Source organism: Tunturiibacter gelidiferens (assembly GCF_014201335.1).
GTDB classification, from domain to species: domain Bacteria; phylum Acidobacteriota; class Terriglobia; order Terriglobales; family Acidobacteriaceae; genus Edaphobacter; species Edaphobacter lichenicola_E.
On record NZ_JACHEB010000004.1, the window covers coordinates 432,217 to 447,724 of the forward strand.

At 58.3% G+C, this 15,508-nt stretch carries 17 protein-coding genes; 9 read left to right on the forward strand and 8 right to left on the reverse strand.

The features are described from left to right. The first annotated feature begins 86 nt into the window (after positions 1–86). Together HDF14_RS10690 and HDF14_RS10695 are read left to right on the forward strand one after the other, a co-directional pair. The gene (locus tag HDF14_RS10690; RefSeq protein WP_183976285.1) at positions 87–596 is read left to right on the forward strand and encodes an SRPBCC domain-containing protein; all 510 of its coding nucleotides are present in this window, start codon (positions 87–89) and stop codon (positions 594–596) included. Continuing rightward, a complete protein-coding gene (locus tag HDF14_RS10695) occupies positions 586–1,068 on the forward strand; it encodes an SRPBCC family protein (RefSeq protein WP_183976294.1) in 483 nt (160 codons plus the stop codon). Before HDF14_RS10690 ends, HDF14_RS10695 begins: the two co-directional genes overlap by 11 nt. Before the next feature lie 103 nt (positions 1,069–1,171). Here the strand turns inward: HDF14_RS10695 and HDF14_RS10700 are convergent, their stop codons facing one another. Beyond that, complete coding sequence (locus HDF14_RS10700) at positions 1,172–1,396, reverse strand: hypothetical protein (RefSeq protein WP_183976296.1); 225 nt, start codon at positions 1,394–1,396, stop codon at positions 1,172–1,174. After that, positions 1,377–1,931: a hypothetical protein gene (locus HDF14_RS10705; protein WP_183976298.1), complete on the reverse strand. Its 555-nt coding sequence runs from the start codon at positions 1,929–1,931 to the stop codon at positions 1,377–1,379. Before HDF14_RS10705 ends, HDF14_RS10700 begins: the two co-directional genes overlap by 20 nt. A 236-nt stretch (positions 1,932–2,167) precedes the next feature. Here HDF14_RS10705 and ftsZ point away from each other — a divergent pair, with 236 nt between their 5' ends. The 6 genes from ftsZ (at position 2,168) to HDF14_RS10735 (ending at position 10,027) form a co-directional block, all read left to right on the forward strand. Continuing rightward, entirely contained in the window at positions 2,168–3,658 is a 1,491-nt protein-coding gene (gene ftsZ, locus HDF14_RS10710) for a cell division protein FtsZ (protein ID WP_221304629.1), read from the forward strand. A 139-nt stretch (positions 3,659–3,797) separates the two neighbouring features. After that, positions 3,798–5,060 carry a penicillin-binding transpeptidase domain-containing protein gene (locus HDF14_RS10715; protein WP_313899543.1) on the forward strand — a complete coding sequence of 421 codons (1,263 nt, stop codon included), beginning with the start codon at positions 3,798–3,800 and terminating at the stop codon, positions 5,058–5,060. 415 nt (positions 5,061–5,475) lie between these two features. Continuing rightward, positions 5,476–7,089, forward strand: coding sequence for an NAD(P)H-hydrate dehydratase (locus HDF14_RS10720; RefSeq protein ID WP_183976300.1), 1,614 nt, complete (start codon positions 5,476–5,478; stop codon positions 7,087–7,089). Between the two features lie 211 nt (positions 7,090–7,300). Beyond that, positions 7,301–8,977 carry an ArnT family glycosyltransferase gene (locus tag HDF14_RS10725; RefSeq protein ID WP_183976302.1) on the forward strand — a complete coding sequence of 559 codons (1,677 nt, stop codon included), beginning with the start codon at positions 7,301–7,303 and terminating at the stop codon, positions 8,975–8,977. A gap of 30 nt (positions 8,978–9,007) precedes the next feature. Beyond that, positions 9,008–9,463, forward strand: a complete 456-nt coding sequence (gene tsaE, locus HDF14_RS10730) for a tRNA (adenosine(37)-N6)-threonylcarbamoyltransferase complex ATPase subunit type 1 TsaE (protein ID WP_183976310.1) — start codon at positions 9,008–9,010, stop codon at positions 9,461–9,463. Between the two features lie 174 nt (positions 9,464–9,637). Beyond that, positions 9,638–10,027, forward strand: coding sequence for a DUF4019 domain-containing protein (locus HDF14_RS10735; RefSeq protein ID WP_183976312.1), 390 nt, complete (start codon positions 9,638–9,640; stop codon positions 10,025–10,027). 56 nt (positions 10,028–10,083) lie between these two features. Here the strand turns inward: HDF14_RS10735 and HDF14_RS10740 are convergent, their stop codons facing one another. From HDF14_RS10740 to HDF14_RS10755, 4 genes are all read right to left on the reverse strand, one after another. Continuing rightward, positions 10,084–10,623 (reverse strand): GNAT family N-acetyltransferase, encoded by a 540-nt coding sequence (locus HDF14_RS10740; RefSeq protein ID WP_183976313.1) that lies wholly within the window; start codon positions 10,621–10,623, stop codon positions 10,084–10,086. Positions 10,624–10,768: 145 nt separating this feature from the next. Next, positions 10,769–11,545 (reverse strand): class I SAM-dependent methyltransferase, encoded by a 777-nt coding sequence (locus HDF14_RS10745; protein WP_183976315.1) that lies wholly within the window; start codon positions 11,543–11,545, stop codon positions 10,769–10,771. A gap of 3 nt (positions 11,546–11,548) precedes the next feature. Further along, positions 11,549–11,920: a metal-sulfur cluster assembly factor gene (locus HDF14_RS10750; RefSeq protein WP_183976323.1), complete on the reverse strand. Its 372-nt coding sequence runs from the start codon at positions 11,918–11,920 to the stop codon at positions 11,549–11,551. Between the two features lie 100 nt (positions 11,921–12,020). Beyond that, positions 12,021–12,884 (reverse strand): twin-arginine translocation signal domain-containing protein, encoded by an 864-nt coding sequence (locus HDF14_RS10755; protein ID WP_183976325.1) that lies wholly within the window; start codon positions 12,882–12,884, stop codon positions 12,021–12,023. A gap of 233 nt (positions 12,885–13,117) precedes the next feature. Between HDF14_RS10755 and HDF14_RS10760 the strand changes: the two genes are divergently transcribed. After that, positions 13,118–13,348 (forward strand): hypothetical protein, encoded by a 231-nt coding sequence (locus tag HDF14_RS10760; protein ID WP_183976327.1) that lies wholly within the window; start codon positions 13,118–13,120, stop codon positions 13,346–13,348. 31 nt (positions 13,349–13,379) lie between these two features. Here HDF14_RS10760 and HDF14_RS10765 read toward each other — a convergent pair whose 3' ends face one another. Both HDF14_RS10765 and HDF14_RS10770 read right to left on the reverse strand, forming a co-directional pair. Beyond that, positions 13,380–14,438, reverse strand: a complete 1,059-nt coding sequence (locus HDF14_RS10765) for a cytochrome D1 domain-containing protein (protein ID WP_183976329.1) — start codon at positions 14,436–14,438, stop codon at positions 13,380–13,382. Between the two features lie 35 nt (positions 14,439–14,473). Further along, on the reverse strand, positions 14,474–15,484 hold the full coding sequence (locus HDF14_RS10770) for a polyprenyl synthetase family protein (protein ID WP_183976331.1): 1,011 nt from the start codon (positions 15,482–15,484) through the stop codon (positions 14,474–14,476). Positions 15,485–15,508 lie beyond the last annotated feature (24 nt).

The following is a 15,508-nucleotide window of genomic DNA, read 5'->3' on the forward strand; positions in this document are numbered from 1 at the left end:
CCAGAATGTGCGCGATTACGGTTCGTTTGGCAGAGGCTACTGCCAAGGTATAGACGCAGAAGGTTTAAAACACGAGGAGGAATGTGATGGGAACAGCGACGGTATCTCCGAAGGTGAGGACGCAGCATGAGCTGAACATTACGCGGGTGTTCGAGGCGCCACGTGAGTTGGTATGGAAGGCGTGGACTGATCCGGAACATATGAAGCAATGGTTTGGACCGAGGCAGTTTGAGGCGCGGAACCTGACGACGGACGTGCGTCCGGGTGGTAAGTGGAGAGACTGTCTGCATAGTGACGGTTTCACCGATAGTGCGGGCGAGTGGCGGACGGCAGATGTGTGGCAGGGCGGCGAATACATGGAAGTGGTTGAGCCGGAGAGGCTTGTCTTTACGTTTCACTGGGAAGCGGGTTCGGGTCTTCCTGAGCACGACACAGTGATTACGCTTACGTTAGAAGAGCATGGCGGAAAAACTACGATGAACTTTCACCAGGCGTTCTTCGTAACGTTGGAAGATCGAGACGGTCATATGAAGGGCTGGAATAGTAGCCTCGATAAGTTGGAAGAGTTTTTGCGCGAGGTAGAGTATGGCGGTTGAAGGAGGGGTAATGGAGGCGGGGTTGCTAGAGGTTTGTTTGACGCGCAGAGTGGCAGCCTCGCCGGATGTGGTGTTTCGGGCGTGGATCGAGAAGAAGCATCTCGCGCAGTGGTGGGGGCCGAAGGGCTTCACGAATCCAGTGTGCGAGGTGGATGCGCGCATCGGTGGAGCGATGCTGATTAATATGCACTCGCCGGAAGGCGTGGAGTCTCCGATGACTGGGCGGTTTGTGACGATCGATCGGCCGCACAGGCTGGTGTTTGTGACGGCGCCGATTGATGGGGACGGGAAGCCGATGTTCGAGGTGACGAATACGGTGACCTTCAGGGAAGTGCTTGGCGGAACGGAGATCTCGCTAGTTGCTCGTGTGACAAAGATGAAGCCTGGTGCGCCTCCGAAGCACCTTGCGGGTATGTCGCAGGGTTGGTGCGAGAGTATCGATCGGCTGGTTGATTTGGTTGTGCTGTTTTAGCTTAGTTTTGATCTGTCGGGACTGATGAGCTTCGGGTTTCCCTTCAAGCGTGCGTTGATTGAAGGAAGCCTGAGGCTTCTTTGTTTGTGGCGGTGAGCCTTTCTCAAGACTGTTGGATGTGGGCTGAGGTGAGATTTCTCCAGCCGGTTTTGCTCATCCTGAGGCGTTGACCATTTGCGAGGTCGACGAAGTATTCGTATTCGGCGCGTCGATCGTGGTGGATTTCGCTCCGCGTAGGTGCAGAGTCCCAGATGCCGGGCTGGGCGAGATGCTTTTGGTGCTCCGGTCCATTCGTCGCTCCATGGTGATTACTGGAAGCTTTCTGCACTCGTGGCGCAACCGCCGTGTCGACGGGCACGAACATTCGTCAGAGCTGGAGCGGCGTCCGTTTCAAGACGCGCTGCTTCTTTCTTCGGTTCGGCGTTGCGAGAAGCGTCAGCAGACGCAAGTTCCGTCTTGAGATCGACCTGCGAGTAGCGGTCGCAGATTCTTCGATACAAGCGCTTTGACATGGTTCGAAGGGTCTTCAGTTCTTCGACTGCGCCAAGGTTATCGAGAGCTAGCGCGTAGTCGGGCTGTGGATTCGGGATTTCTTTGAGGATGTGAGTTGCTGTTTGATAGCACTGCCGCGCCTTTTCGTAAGCATTCATGATTCTGTAAGCGGAGCTGAATAGGTGCCAGGTGATGTCGCGGCTAGTGTCGTTGAGCGGAGGAGATTCGGCCCGCAGGAGAAGATCGATGGCGTCGCGAGGCTGTCCATATTGACTCGACTTCCTTTGCGCTGACTGGGGTGGCTGGGTGAGCGCGAAGGCGACGAGAAGAGTCAGGAGGGGGAACACGAGGAATCGGGAGAGCGTTTTCATATTGTCAGCATGGGACGTGCTGGGAGGGGTTGCCATCGGTTTGCAGTAAGACTGGAGGTTTTTGCAGGGAGAGGCTGATAGTTTGCAGACTGGATGAGGGTGGGCCATGGCGAGCGCGAGTGCCTCGGCCGACGCGCGAATTTGGAACCATGCGTGGTACGTGCGGTGGAAAACGGGGGTCGTGCGTTTGGCAGGGAGGTGGGAGAATTAAACAACCTTCAAGGAGTCCTGCTGAAATGTCCAATCTGCCCGATATGCCCAACGATTCCAACGATCTTCGCATTCACTATCACGATGAGATACCGCATGGGGCGCGGATCAAAGTGATCGGCGTGGGCGGCGGCGGGAATAATGCTGTGAATCGCATGATCGCGGCCAATGTTGTGGGCGTGGAGTTTATTGCGGCGAATACCGATGTGCAGGCGCTGCAGGTTTCAAATGCTCCGGTGAAGCTGCAGCTTGGAGTCAAGCTGACGAGCGGACTTGGCGCGGGTGCGAATCCGGATGTGGGGCGACGGGCGGCGCTGGAGGATTCGGACAAGATCATTGAAGCGCTTGAGGGCGCGGATATGGTGTTTGTGACGGCTGGGTTGGGCGGTGGCACGGGGACAGGCGCTGCTCCGGTGATTGCGAGTCTGGCGAGTGAGATGGGCGCGCTGACGGTGGCTGTGGTGACGCGGCCGTTCGCATTTGAAGGCAAGCGCCGGATGCAGCAGGCTGAGCGGGGTATGCAGGAGCTGCTCGAGTCGGTCGATACCGTGATCGTGATTCCGAATGAGAAGCTGCTGGCGGTGGCGAAGGATGCTGGATTTTTTGAGAGCTTCCGGATTGCGGATGATGTGCTGCGGCAGGGTGTGCAGGGGATCTCGGACATCATTACGATTCCTGGTGTGATCAATCGCGACTTTGCCGACGTGAAGACGACGATGGCGGGGATGGGCTATGCGGTGATGGGAACCGGAGTGCGGTCGGGCGCGAATCGCGCGGTGGAGGCAGCGATGGCAGCGATGGCTTCGCCGCTGCTGGAGGCGGGAGCGATCGATGGTGCGCGTGGGATTCTGATCAACATTACGGGGTCGAGCAGTTTGAAGTTGAGCGAGGTGAACGAGGCTTCGACCATTATTCAGAACGCGGCGCATGAGGATGCGAATATCATCTTCGGTGCGGTGCAGGATGAGTCGATGGGCGATGAAGTGAAGATCACTGTGATTGCGACTGGATTCAAGCAGCAGGAGATGCCGCAGCGGCGGGAGCGCATGCTGGCGGAGGCGACGCTGCCTACGATGCGGTACGATGTGCCGATTCAGCCGCGCGTGGTGACGTCGCGACCAGCGACGATGCGGTTTGCGAGCGAGATGGAAGCGGAGCCGGTAAAGGAAGTTGCGCTTCCGTTGGGCGAGACGGATGAAGTAAAAGAGCCGATCGCGAAGATGGAGTCGAATGCAGCGGTGGAGTTGGTTCCGGTGCCAGCATCGGTGTTTGATGATGACTTCTTTCGGGCTCCTGGGGTGCGTGGTGAGAAGGTGACGGAGGTTGGGCGGAGCGCTCGAGCGAGTGAGGCTACTCACTTTCCCGCGCAGGTTCGCGTCCAACAGGAGGATATCCGAACTGTAACGGAAGGGGTGGGAGAGTCTTCGGTGCGTGTTCCGGCGTTTGGAAGTGCGGCGGTGGCGGCTGCGGAGCCGGATGAGCTTGATATTCCTGCGTTTTTGCGGCGTGGAAATTAGTGGTACAACTGATTTCAGCGAAGTAGCACGAATGGGGAACGGCGCTATCGCGACAAATCGTGTTCAATTAGTGTTTTATAAGATGAATTATGTATCGATGGCAGTTCGATTGCAGTCAAATCAATAAGAGGGATCGCCTGTGTCGAGATCACTGAAGGTTTTTGGCGCGCTCCTCTTCGGCCTTGTGCTAGGGACTGGAGTAGGTGCGAACGCGGCAACGGGGACGGCTACCGCCGGCAAAACAAAGCGGCACTCTGCTGGGACGACGCGTGTTGCGACGTCTGTGAAGGCTCATTCCGGGGCTTCGCACTCCAGCTCTGCTGCAAAGGTTGCCTCCCACGCTGTTGCAACTACGACCGTTGCGGGACGGCGTCGACATGGAGCGCGGCCTACCTTAGCGGTGCGACGGACTCGATATCAGGAGCACTTTTCGGCAAGTTCGTACGCGGACAACCTGACCTTGGGTGATGTTGTAGAGGGCGAAGATCCGTTGGTTCGCGCGGCGGCGATTGAGGCGCTGGGCAACATGAACGGCACAGCAATTGCGATCGATCCTTCGACGGGACGAATTCTGGCTATGGTTAACCAGAAGCTGGCGCTGTCGCGGGGAGCGGAGCCGTGTTCGACGATCAAGCTGACGGTTGCTTTGGCGGCGCTCGAGGAGGGAATTGTCAACAAGGACACACCGGTGAATCTGGGCGGCCATTATCACCTGACCATGACGGAGGCTTTGGCACACTCGAACAACCTTTATTTTGAGACGCTTGGACGACAGCTTGGGTTTGAGCGGGTGAAACATTACGCCAATGAGTTTGGGCTTGGCGAGCTGGCCGGCTATCAAATTCAGGGCGAACAGCTGGGGACATATCCCGACGAGGTATTACCTGCCTCGCTTGGTGGAGTGGGACGTATGTGCTCGTTTGGCGAGAGCGTTTCGATGACTCCGCTGCAGTTGGGAGCTCTAGTTTCGGCGATTGCGAATGGCGGGACGCTTTATTATCTGCAACATCCAGAGACGGCCGTGGATGTGGCAACATTCGAGCCCAAGGTGAAGCGGGTGCTGGATATTGCTCCGCTGATTCCTGAGATTTCGGTGGGTATGCAAGGCGCAGTGCAGTACGGCACGGCGCGGTCCTTGAGGGCCAACTTCAGCCAGTTTCCGGTGATGGGCAAGACGGGGACTTGCTCGAATAATGGCACTCGATTTGGGTGGTTTGGATCGTTTGCCGATACGCCGAAGGGGCGTATTGTTACTGTGTTTTTCCTCGAGGGTGGACGGCCTACTTTTGGGCCTAAGGCGGCTGAGCTGACTGGGGAGTTCTATCGGGCGCTGTGGGATAAAGATTATTTCCTGCAGAAGCCGACGGTTGAAACCAGTGGTGTTGTGGGTGCTTCCGAGTAGGTTTGACGGCTCGGATGGCGAAAAACGCTGGTGGGAATGTGGTCACAAAGTGGTGTTTTGGTGGTGGAGACGTGGTGCATGGCAGCGTGATTTCGCGCGGCAGAAAATGTGCCACGTTTCGGCATTTAATTTCCCATTTTTTATCATGGATCGTGGAATGACTTGAATTTGATGTAGGAGTCCTTTCGACCTTGGAATGCGTCTTGAGTGACGCCTCAGGTCTTGCCTACGACTTGCACTTGCCTGACGACTTGCGCTTGTCTCATGAAATGTACTTTGCCTGGTGGGACAGCGCCGTGGACATGGTTGGCGTGTCGGAATTTGGATCCGAGCACTCGATGCGGCCGCGGCGGTTGAGGAGTGCGTCTTGTCTGAGCGTCTTGGCTTCGGCGAGGGAATCGGGTAGAAGGGGAAGATGAAGATTCTTACGGCGACGGAGATGCAGGCGGTGGACCGGTGGACCGCGGAGGAGTTTGGGGTTTCTCTCGAGACGTTGATGGAGGCGGCAGGTGGGGCGGTGGCGAAGTTCTGTCTGCGGCAATACCCGGCTTTGTCGCCTGTGGTGGTGCTGTGTGGGAAGGGAAATAACGGTGGGGACGGTTTTGTTGCGGCGCGGATACTGGCACAGGCTGGGTGCCTGGTGCGGGTAGTCCTGCTGGGGCGGATGGAAGAGGTTAAGGGTGAGGCCGCGGGAGCTTTGAAGCGGCTGAGGGACGAGGTCTCGTCTGTCGTAGTGGAAGAGTTGGTGGACGAGGGTGGGTTGGCTGCATGTGGGCAGAAACTTGGCGAGGCGGAGCTTTTGTTGGATGCGCTGGTGGGGACCGGATTCAAGCCGCCACTGCGTGGGCTCGCGGTTTCGCTGAGGGAGATGGTGGAGAAATTGGAGGCGCCGGTGGTGGCGGTGGATCTGCCTTCGGGGTGGGATGCGAATTCGATGGAGCAGACGGCGGATGGGTCGTTCCGGGCTGACGCGGTGGTGACGTTTACCGCGCCGAAGATGGCGCATGTGTTCGGGCATCTGACGCGCAATGAAAAGAAGGGAGGCGTGTTCGGTCCGGTGGTGGTTGCGGGGATCGGATCGCCGGAGGATGCGGTGGTTTCGGCGAGTGGGCTCAGCTGGTCGGGTGCGTCGAAGGCGCTGGCGGAGCGGCCACGCGATGTGAATTCGAATAAGGGCAAGTTTGGGCATGTGCTGGTGGTGGGTGGGTGCTATGGAAAGGCAGGAGCGCCGGCGATGGCGTCGCTGGCGTGTTTGCGGGCGGGCGCTGGGCTGGTGACGGCGGCGGTACCGAAGAGCATTCTGGATTCGGTGACGCGGATTGCGCCTGAGTTGATGATGGTGCCGTTGGCGGAGGGGACGAAAGGCGAGGTCTCTTTTAAGAATCTGGATGGGGCGAAGCTGGATGCGTTGGTGGCGAAGATAACCGTAGTGGCGGTGGGGCCGGGACTGTCGACCGAGGGGGATGCGCCGGCGTTTGCGCGGCAGATTGTTGAGAAGACAGGGGTGCCGGTGGTGATCGATGCGGATGCTTTGAATGCATTCACGGGAAAGACGGAGTTGTTGAATGGCGAAGGACGGGTGATGGTGCTGACGCCGCATCCGGGGGAGATGGCACGACTGGCGGGGATGACGGTGCGAGAGGTGGAGGCGGATCGGGTGGGGTTGGCGCGGAGGTTTGCGACCACGCATAAGCTAACGCTAGTGCTGAAGGGGTGGCGGACGCTGATTGCGCATCCGGATGGTTCGATTGCGGTGAATACAAGCGGGAACCCGGCGATGGCGAAGGGTGGAAGCGGTGATATTTTAACTGGGATTGTGGCGGCGATGCTGGCACAGTTTCCGAAGGACGTAGCGCGGGCTGTGGAGGCGGCGGTGTATCTGCATGGGCTGGCTGCGGACTTTGCGGCTCACGCGATGGATGAGCATACGGTACTTGCAACTGATACGGTTACACATCTGTCGGATGCGTTTCGTTATCGCGTGACGGATGAGGATGGTCTGGCCTGGATTTGCGGGTTACGAAGTTAAGGTTTCTTAAGGCGAAAGCGGTGGCTTTCGGGGGCGATTCGGGAACTGATGCCGTTTGAGATGCGTTAGAGCAAAGAGAGCCGGCACTCGGCACTATTTGGGGGAACGTGTGATTCAATCTCATCGGCGACTCATTCAGCGCGGGGCCGTGGTTACGGCCTTATTGTTGATTCTTTTTCTCCAACTGCTCGGTGTGAATGTCAGATCCTCGATGAGTTGGGATGAGGGCCATCACCTGTTCGATGGGTACACGATTCTGAAGCATCGGGATTTCGGGTTGAATCCTGAGGTGCCCCCGCTGGCGAAGGCCGCGGCGGCTCTTCCCTTGCTTCCACTGCGTTTGTATGAGCCCGAACAGCATGGACGCAGCTCGCAGTTGGAGGCGTTTCTCGATGGTAAAGACTTTCTGTTTAAAAATGATGCGAATGGGCTTTTGCTCCGTGGGCGTGTTGTGATCTCTTTGTTTGCGCTGGGGCTGGCGTTGCTGGTTTTTCTGGCCGGGCAAGAGATCTTTGGGGCGACAACCGGATTGCTCGCATTGGCGTTTTTGGTTGTTGATCCAACGCTTCTTGCTCATGGAGCCCTGGTGACGACGGATGCGGCGATCACATTTTTTGTCTTTGCGGCGGTGTATGCGTGGTATCGGTACATGGGGCGACCGACGGTTTGGAAGTTGTTTCTTACCGGCGTGGTGATGGGTCTTGCCTGGGCGGCGAAGTTCACCGGCTTGTTTCTGATTCCGGCACTGGGGTTGATGGTTCTGGTTGAGTGGTTTGAGAGACCGAGTTTACGGCTGGTCTGGAAGAGGTGCGTTGGGCTGGCGATCGCGGTGTGTGTTGCCTTCGCAGTGCTGTGGGGTTGTTATGGATTTCGCTATGCAGCGCGGCCTAACGGTATGGTGCAAAATCCAGACCTTGCGAGCTATCTGCAAGATTATGCTCACGTTGCAAATCCCAAGCCCTTACGGATTCTGGCTCGAACGCATGTTCTTCCAGAGGCCTATATCTGGGGACTTGCGAATACAAAGCTTACGGAAGAGCGGGATATCAGTTATCTTTTTGGGACATTGCGCCGGCATGGAACCTGGCTCTATTTCCCGGCGGCGATTTTGATTAAGTCGACTCTGCCATTTCTTGTTTTGTTGGTGGTTGCTGTCTTCGTTTGTTTTCGCGAACCTGGGGTCCGGTGGCGTTGGCTGCTGTTGATGATTCCGGTTGTTGTGTTTCTGGGACTGGCGATTAACTCGGACATGAATATTGGGGTTCGACATATTTTACCGATCTACCCATTTCTTTATCTTGTGGGTGCGTCGGCGTTGAGTGTGTTGATCAGCCGCGATCGCAGGTGGATTGCAGTCGCTGGGGTGCTGCTTGTCTTTCAGATAGTGACTTCGCTGCGAAGTTTCCCTGGCTATATTGCTTATGCGAATGAGGCGTGGGGTGGGCAAAGGAATGTGCATCGTTGGTTGAGCGACTCGAACTCGGATTGGGGACAACAGTTGAAGACGGCGTCCGATTATTTGCGGGATAGGCACGTGACTGAATGCTGGATGGCGTACACAGCGAGTGGGGTGGCTGATGAGCGCTACTATGGCGTGCCTTGCAAGCCGCTTCCGACGGTAGTGAATCTGTGGTGGATTCCTGTACCGATGGATGTACCTATAGAGATCGATGGTCCGGTGCTGATTAGTGATGACGAGTTGGAGGGAGTGGATCTTCAGTTTGGGCAGCCCAATCCTTATGCGCAGTTCAAAGCATTGAAGCCGACGGCGATTTTAGACGGTGGGCTGTTGGTCTATGACGGACATTTTGATGTACACGCCGCTTCGAGTCTGGTGGATATGGCAAGACCGAAGAAGACGGGGACCAAACAGGAATCGGTCCAATGAGAAGATGGTAGCTGAGTCGAGGAGAGTGGCGTGAGCGTGGAGTTGCGGGAGAAGAAGCGGTTTAAGACGCGGAGTGAGGCTGGGACGTTGGCGATGGGCGAGAGGGTGGCAGAGATGTTGTTGCCTGTGCCGAAGATGTTTGTGCTGCGGGGAGATCTGGGTGCTGGAAAGACGACGCTGGTGAAGGGGATCGCAGCAGCGTTGGGGGCGGCGGAGATGGAGGATGTGACGAGTCCTACGTTTACGCTGCTGCATGAGTACAAAGGGAAGAAAGTGCGGCTGTTTCATCTGGATCTCTATCGGCTTGAGACCGAGCGTGAGTTGATGACGCTGGGGCTGGAGGAGATGGCCGAGGAACCGGATGCGCTGATACTGGTGGAGTGGGGTGAGAAGTTTCCGAGTGTGGTGGAGCGGGCGGATGGGGAGATTTTGATTGAACATGCGGGCGGAGATGAGCGCATGTTCTATGTGCGGGTGAAGGGGTAGTTGGCGGGGAGTGTTTTAGTTCGTAGCGGCAGCGGGCTGTATTACGAAGCGGGCCGTATTACGATTGGTGGGGCCAAAATCGGCTTACGAATTGACTAGGGGAGGTCCGGCGTGCGCAGAGTTTCGAGGATCGTTTTGATGTTGTGTGTGTTGGTGGGAGGAGTGCCAGGGAGCGTGAGTTTTGCGATGCAGGAACACGCTCCGCAGGCACAACAGGATGCGGTGCAACTTGCAACCCGTGAAGCGGAAGAGTGGATGGCAAAGCTTGATGCCGGCAAGTACGCAGAGTGCTGGAACGAGGCATCGGAGATGGTAAGGAACGCGGTCACGATGGAGAAGTTTGAGTCGTCTATGAAGGCTGCGCGCGAACCTATGGGAAAACTGAACAGCAGGAAACTGCAGAGTGCGTCGTATACAACACTTCTGCCGGGAGTTCCACCTGGAGAGTATGTGGTGATTCTGTATGAGACGAGCTTTGAACACAAACTGGTGGCGCAGGAGACGGTGATCATGAGCCGGGAGAAGGATAAGGTTTGGCGGGTGGCGGGGTACTACATTAAGTAGTTTTGTATGGGAGAACTCGGGAGGGCGCGGTCAATGATCGCGCCCCTTTGTTTTGGTTACTGCTTTCGATAGCGGATGGTGTTTTCTTCTTTGCCGGGGCCTTCGAGGGTGAAGCCGCATTGCTCGAGGATGCGAATGGATCCGGTGAGATGCGGGAAGGTGTGGGCGAAGATTGTTTTGACGGAGTTGGTGGCTTCGATCCAAGTGAGCATTGCCTTGGTTGCTTCGAGAGCGTAGCCGCGTAGACGGAACTCGGGGAGGATGGCGTAGCCGACCTCTGCGGCATCGTGGTCGTTTGGCCAGCGGAAGCCACCGACGGAGCCTATGAGGGTTGCGGGTTGGCCGTTGATTGGGCGAAGAAGGACGTAGCGGTGCCAGCCTATCTCGGTGGGGTCTTCGGCGAAGCGCTCCTGAAGGAGTTGGAGGACGTGAGGCTCCCAGTCGGCGTGGGGCCACTCGGAGGTGACGCGGCAGTTTAGGATTTGGCCGAGTCGGCCGTCGGATGCTTGTTCCGAGGTTAGGGAGTCGGGGGTGATTGCTACTAGTTCGAGACGTGCAGTGGTGATGCTGGATGCAATTTGAGTTGCGTGGGGCATTTGGATCTCCTGAACGATGGTGGCTGGCGCGTAGGCATGCTTGGCGTCTGTGAGGGCGCCGAGGTTGCAGGCAGCTCGATGGTTCGTTCAGGCAATCATAGGCAACGACAGCGTATCACCTGGAGTGCGTGGCTGGCTTGGTGATTCAGGGCTTGGTGGCGCGGCCGGTGAGGCGATAGATGGCGCACTCTTCGTCGCCGGTGGAGCCGTATTCTTTTTGCTGGGCGATGGCGGCCAGGTCGGCGGCGTGGTCTTCGGGAGACATGGCTACGGGACCGAGGAAGAGGCGGGTGAACGCTGGGTGGCGGTCGAGGACCGCGCGGCACTCGGAGTTGACGTAGAGGAGATCGAAGGCTGGTGCGGGGGTGCCGCGGTGTGGTGCGAATTGGGCTTCAATGCGGCGGAGGAGGAGCTTGAGGACGGGTGCCTCGAAAGGATGGAAGAGGAACGCGAGGGTCGGGGCGCGGGGGAAGTCGAAGGTGAGGGCGTCCTGCTCGAGGAGGCGGATGGGGGCGAGTGCTGGGGCGGTAGTGTCGGCGGCGTGGGTGGCAAGCCAATGCTCGAGGTTGGTTTGTGCGGTGTCGGCTAATGTGGGGTTGAGTTCGATGCCGATGACCTGGTGGAAGGGGAGTTCGCTGGCGACGAGCATGGCGCGGCCTTTGCCGGCGCCGATGTCGACGAATGTGTAGTGGTGGATGGGGTGAGGTGGGTTGGTGGCGCGCCAGAGATCGACGAGGGTGCGGAGGATGCTAGGGGCGACGCCGTAGTATGCGGTGACGTGGGCGTCGTTGGGGTGGCCGGTGGTGAGGTTGCCGGCTGCGATTAGGCCGCTGGTTTCGACACCGTGGATCTGGTCGAAGGGATGTTGTGGTGGCGGTGGCGGAGGCATCACCAGTACGGATTTGGATTTGCGTGGGGGCATGGTTTAGCGGATCTGGACCAGGTTGGGGTTGCCGTCGAGGCCGAGAGTTTTGCGGCCGGCTGGGGTGATGTTGAGTGGCGTCCAGATGGGGGATTCGAGGATAGTGGCGGTGGTTCGGCTTACCGTTTCGAGGCCGGCGAGGCGGTGTGTGATTTGAGAGATGAGTTGGGCTTGAGAGGATTCGTCGGTCTGGGTGGGGGTTATGGCGATCTCGATGATGTGCTTTTGCGGGACGCCGGGGATGTTGGTGCCGGGGGCGTCGAGGTCGCGGGTGATGGTTACGGCGTGGATGAGGCCAAGGTCGACGATATTGCAGGGGAGGACGGGATCGTAGCAGTCGCGGAGGGCCTTTAGGATGTCGGACTCGGTGAGCATCTGAGCTGATGATAGAGGACAGAGCTCTGGGGCACGTGTGAGAGGCACACGAGTGCCCGCACCTCTTGGCTCGAGGTGAGGGCACTCGTCGGCCGAGTTGTCAGCAGCCGCTGAAGGAGACGAAGGCTCCGAGCGGGTTGGGCAGGGTTGGGGTAAAGGGTTCGAATGGGAAGGATTGTGCTGTGTCGAAGCCTGCGGCTTTGGCAGCGTTGAAGTTTACGAAGGGAGTGAGCGCGGTTAAGGCCTGGTCGATCGAGGTCCAGCAGAGCGTTCTTTCGTAGCCGTTGTTATTTGGGGGAGCGATACTCTCTGCGACGCCCTGAATGCCGGTGATGGATTTGATCGGGCCGCCAAACTGCGGGGTCACGTCGCCACCTACGACACGTGCCAGAGTGCGGTGGTCGCTTTCGATTCCCATGATGCGGGCTGCGGTGACTCGCAGGTTGCGCGTGGAGAAGTTGCGCACGCCAACAAGATAGGCGGCGATAAATGCGTCCTCGAGAGTGACCAGAATGTTGAGGGTGGTCTGCGCGTCCGAGAACATTTTTTTGGGATAGAAGAACTGTGTGAAGGGGGTGAACTGGTCGGTTACAGATTGCTCGAGAAGATAGTGGGACATCTCTTCCTGGCGTGCGCCGATGAGGTAGCCCTGATCGTCGTCGGGGATTGATTTGAAGAAGGGTGAGATGTTGATGATGTTGGAGTAGGTGGTGACGGCGAGCGCTTCGGCGATCTGTGCTGCGATGAGGATGTCGCGATCGCTTTTCTTCAGATGTTCGTGTTCGTACTGCATGCTGTCTGTCTCTTCCTGTTGTTCGGCTGAGACTGTGGTGGAGAGTGCGCCGACAGCGGCGAAGGTTGCGGCTCCGGTAAGCGCGGCGCCTTTGAGAAACGATCGTCGGGAGGATGCTGATTGGCTTTCTTCTGGCGAACGGACGGCTTCGATTTCGTTGAGTGCTTTCATTGCGGTACATCTCCTGATTCAATTCCTGAAAAGTTCGTCCACGTTCGCTTCGATTTTTTGGGGGGCCCAGGGGTCACGGAGAACTTTCCGGGTGCATGGTGTACGAGACCTGGACGCCGCGTGGATGTCAGGTATTTGTGAAATTCGATGATGTCGATGAGGATGAGCTTGATTTGCGAAGAAGGGTGTGGGCGTAGAATCCAAAATCATCAGTGGTTCGTTAAGGAGGCACAATGGCGATCAGCTTTGCGAAAGATATCCGCCCGCTATTTCGGGATGGGGACATTGAGTGCATGAAGCCTGATGGGATTGCTCTGGATGATTTCGCGTGGATGCGTGTCCCCGCGAACGCGAGTCTTGTTTACGGTACGGTGTCCAATGGCTCGATGCCTCCCGATGAACCGTGGTCAGCAGAGAGTGTTTCGCTATTCAAGGAGTGGATGGACGCGGGTTATCCTGCGTAGTCCGTTTAAGCTGTTGCGAGAGGATCTGTTGCTAGTGGGTGCCGGTGGCTGCGGCTGATGGTGCGTTAGACCAGGCGAGACCGTCTGCATCGTTTCCAGCGTCGATGAGGGATTGGACCTTCCAGGTTTTTAGATCGATGGCGGCAACCTTGTGATCTTTGTTGCAGGAGACGTAGGCTACGAGGCCGTCGGGACGGATGAGAACTTCCTGCGGCTGGCTGGGGACGTCGATGGTCCGGACGATTGAGAAGTTCGAGAGATCGATGACTGCGATCTTCGCTGATTTCGAGAGACAGAGGATGAGGTAGCGGCCGTCTTGTGTGGATGCGCTGCCGTAGCCGGTGCCGGGGAGGGGAATCCATGTCTTGAGCTTGCGGGTGGTGGTGTCGATCACTGCGAGGCGGGGATTGTTCCAGTCGGAGGTGAAGAGAAGCTTGTCGTCGTTGCTGAGAGAGATGCGCTGGACTCGCGTTGTTCCGGGCTCGCCGACGGGGATGATTGCTAGTGTCTTGTGGGTGTCGAGGTCGAGGACAGAGACGCTGGCGGGGCCTACGTTGGTGGTGTAGGCGAAGCGGCCGTCGTGTGAGAGCGCGAACATGTGAGATTGCGCGGCTCCGGTGGGGATCTTGTAGAGGATTTTGAGGGTCTTCGGGTCGATGACGGTGATGGCTTCGTCGAGTTCGGTGGATACGTAAAGGAGATTGCGCCGGGTGTCGTAGACGGGAAGGTGGGGGCGGACGCCGTGGCCGAAGTCGACGGTGGCGGTGATCTTGTGGGTCGGGACGTCGATGACGAGCATCTCGTGTCCGTCGGTGCCGGGACGACCTACGCCTGCGTCGCCGTATATGGGGAGGTAGGCAGTGCGGCCGTCGGGCGAGGTGGTGACTTCGTGGCCGGTGATGCGATCTTCCCGGAGGGCAAAGGTCTGTTGGGCGGTGACAGGGTCGATGAAGGAGAGGGTGCGGTCCGTCTGATTGGCTACGAGGAGGGTACCTGAGGTTTGGGCGAAGGCGGAAAAGCTTGCGGCGGAGAGGATTGCGATGGCGAGGGACGAGGAGTGTACGCGGACGGTAAAGTGAGAAAACTTCATAGGGTGAGAGTTTACCGTCTGCGAATGGGTGGGTGTCAGTTTTTACGTTCGACGAGATATTGGGCTAGCGATTTGAGGGGCGCTGCGGCTTCGCCGAAGGGGGTGAGGGCGGCGAAGGCGTCGGCGATGAGCTCTTCGGCGTCGTGGAGGGACTGGTCTATGCCGAAGACGGCGGGCCAGGTGGCTTTGGTGGTCGCGGTGTCTTTGCCGGCGGTCTTGCCGAGCTCTTCGGAGCTTTGCGTCATGTCGAGTACGTCGTCGACGATTTGGAAGGCGAGGCCTGCTTTTTCGCCGAAGGTGCGTAGGCGAGCGATGGTGTCGGCGTAGGGGGAGTAGGCGGCGCGGTTCGGTTTGGATTCGGGCTCGTCGTTACTGTGGCCGCTGCCGGCGGAACGATGGCGAACGCTGAGGCCATAGAGGCCGCCGGAAACGATGCTGGTGGTGATGAGGGCGCCGGTTTTGGAGCGGTGGATGGCTTCGACGAGTGCGGCGGTGGGGGCGGTGCCTTCAGCTTCGATGTCCATGACCTGACCGCCGATCATGCCGGGGGGGAGCTTGGTGTCGAGGTCACCTACGCGGCCTACGCCGGTGCCGATGGCGAGGGAGATGTCGCGGAGGATGGCGACGGTTGTGGGGGATGAGATGGGAAGGCCCGCGAGGGTCTGGAAGGCGAGGGTTTGGAGGGCGTCGCCGGCGAGGATGGCGGTGGCTTCGCCGAAGACAACGTGGGCGGTGGGCTGGCCGCGGCGGAGGTCGTCGTTGTCGAGAGCGGGGAGGTCGTCGTGAATGAGCGAGTAGGTGTGGAGCATCTCGAGGGCTGCGCCTAGATCAGCGATGCCTTCGGGATAGGTTCCGGTGCCTGCGACCATTCGGGCGGCTTCCATGCAGAGGATGGGACGGAGACGCTTGCCGCCTGCGAAGGTGCTGTGGCGCATGGCGCGGTGAATGGAGTGGGGGAGAGTGTCGGTTGCGGGCAGGAGGCGTTCGAGAGCAGCATCGGTGAGCTGTGCGCCGGAGAGAAGCAGGTCTTTTACCGTGGGTTGCATCGGCTTCGATGATAAATCAGCTTG

What these genes read in the sequence shown, in the direction of transcription:
- HDF14_RS10690 (WP_183976285.1), top strand. Translation starts at nt 87, where the DNA reads ATGGGAACAGCGACGGTATCTCCGAAGGTGAGGACGCAGCATGAGCTG.
- HDF14_RS10695 (WP_183976294.1), top strand. Translation starts at nt 586, where the DNA reads ATGGCGGTTGAAGGAGGGGTAATGGAGGCGGGGTTGCTAGAGGTTTGT.
- HDF14_RS10705 (WP_183976298.1), bottom strand. Translation starts at nt 1,931, where the DNA reads ATGAAAACGCTCTCCCGATTCCTCGTGTTCCCCCTCCTGACTCTTCTC.
- ftsZ (WP_221304629.1), top strand. Translation starts at nt 2,168, where the DNA reads ATGTCCAATCTGCCCGATATGCCCAACGATTCCAACGATCTTCGCATT.
- HDF14_RS10720 (WP_183976300.1), top strand. Translation starts at nt 5,476, where the DNA reads ATGAAGATTCTTACGGCGACGGAGATGCAGGCGGTGGACCGGTGGACC.
- HDF14_RS10725 (WP_183976302.1), top strand. Translation starts at nt 7,301, where the DNA reads ATGAGTTGGGATGAGGGCCATCACCTGTTCGATGGGTACACGATTCTG.
- HDF14_RS10740 (WP_183976313.1), bottom strand. Translation starts at nt 10,623, where the DNA reads ATGCCCCACGCAACTCAAATTGCATCCAGCATCACCACTGCACGTCTC.
- HDF14_RS10745 (WP_183976315.1), bottom strand. Translation starts at nt 11,545, where the DNA reads ATGCCCCCACGCAAATCCAAATCCGTACTGGTGATGCCTCCGCCACCG.
- HDF14_RS10750 (WP_183976323.1), bottom strand. Translation starts at nt 11,920, where the DNA reads ATGCTCACCGAGTCCGACATCCTAAAGGCCCTCCGCGACTGCTACGAT.
- HDF14_RS10755 (WP_183976325.1), bottom strand. Translation starts at nt 12,884, where the DNA reads ATGAAAGCACTCAACGAAATCGAAGCCGTCCGTTCGCCAGAAGAAAGC.
- HDF14_RS10760 (WP_183976327.1), top strand. Translation starts at nt 13,118, where the DNA reads ATGGCGATCAGCTTTGCGAAAGATATCCGCCCGCTATTTCGGGATGGG.
- HDF14_RS10765 (WP_183976329.1), bottom strand. Translation starts at nt 14,438, where the DNA reads ATGAAGTTTTCTCACTTTACCGTCCGCGTACACTCCTCGTCCCTCGCC.
- HDF14_RS10770 (WP_183976331.1), bottom strand. Translation starts at nt 15,484, where the DNA reads ATGCAACCCACGGTAAAAGACCTGCTTCTCTCCGGCGCACAGCTCACC.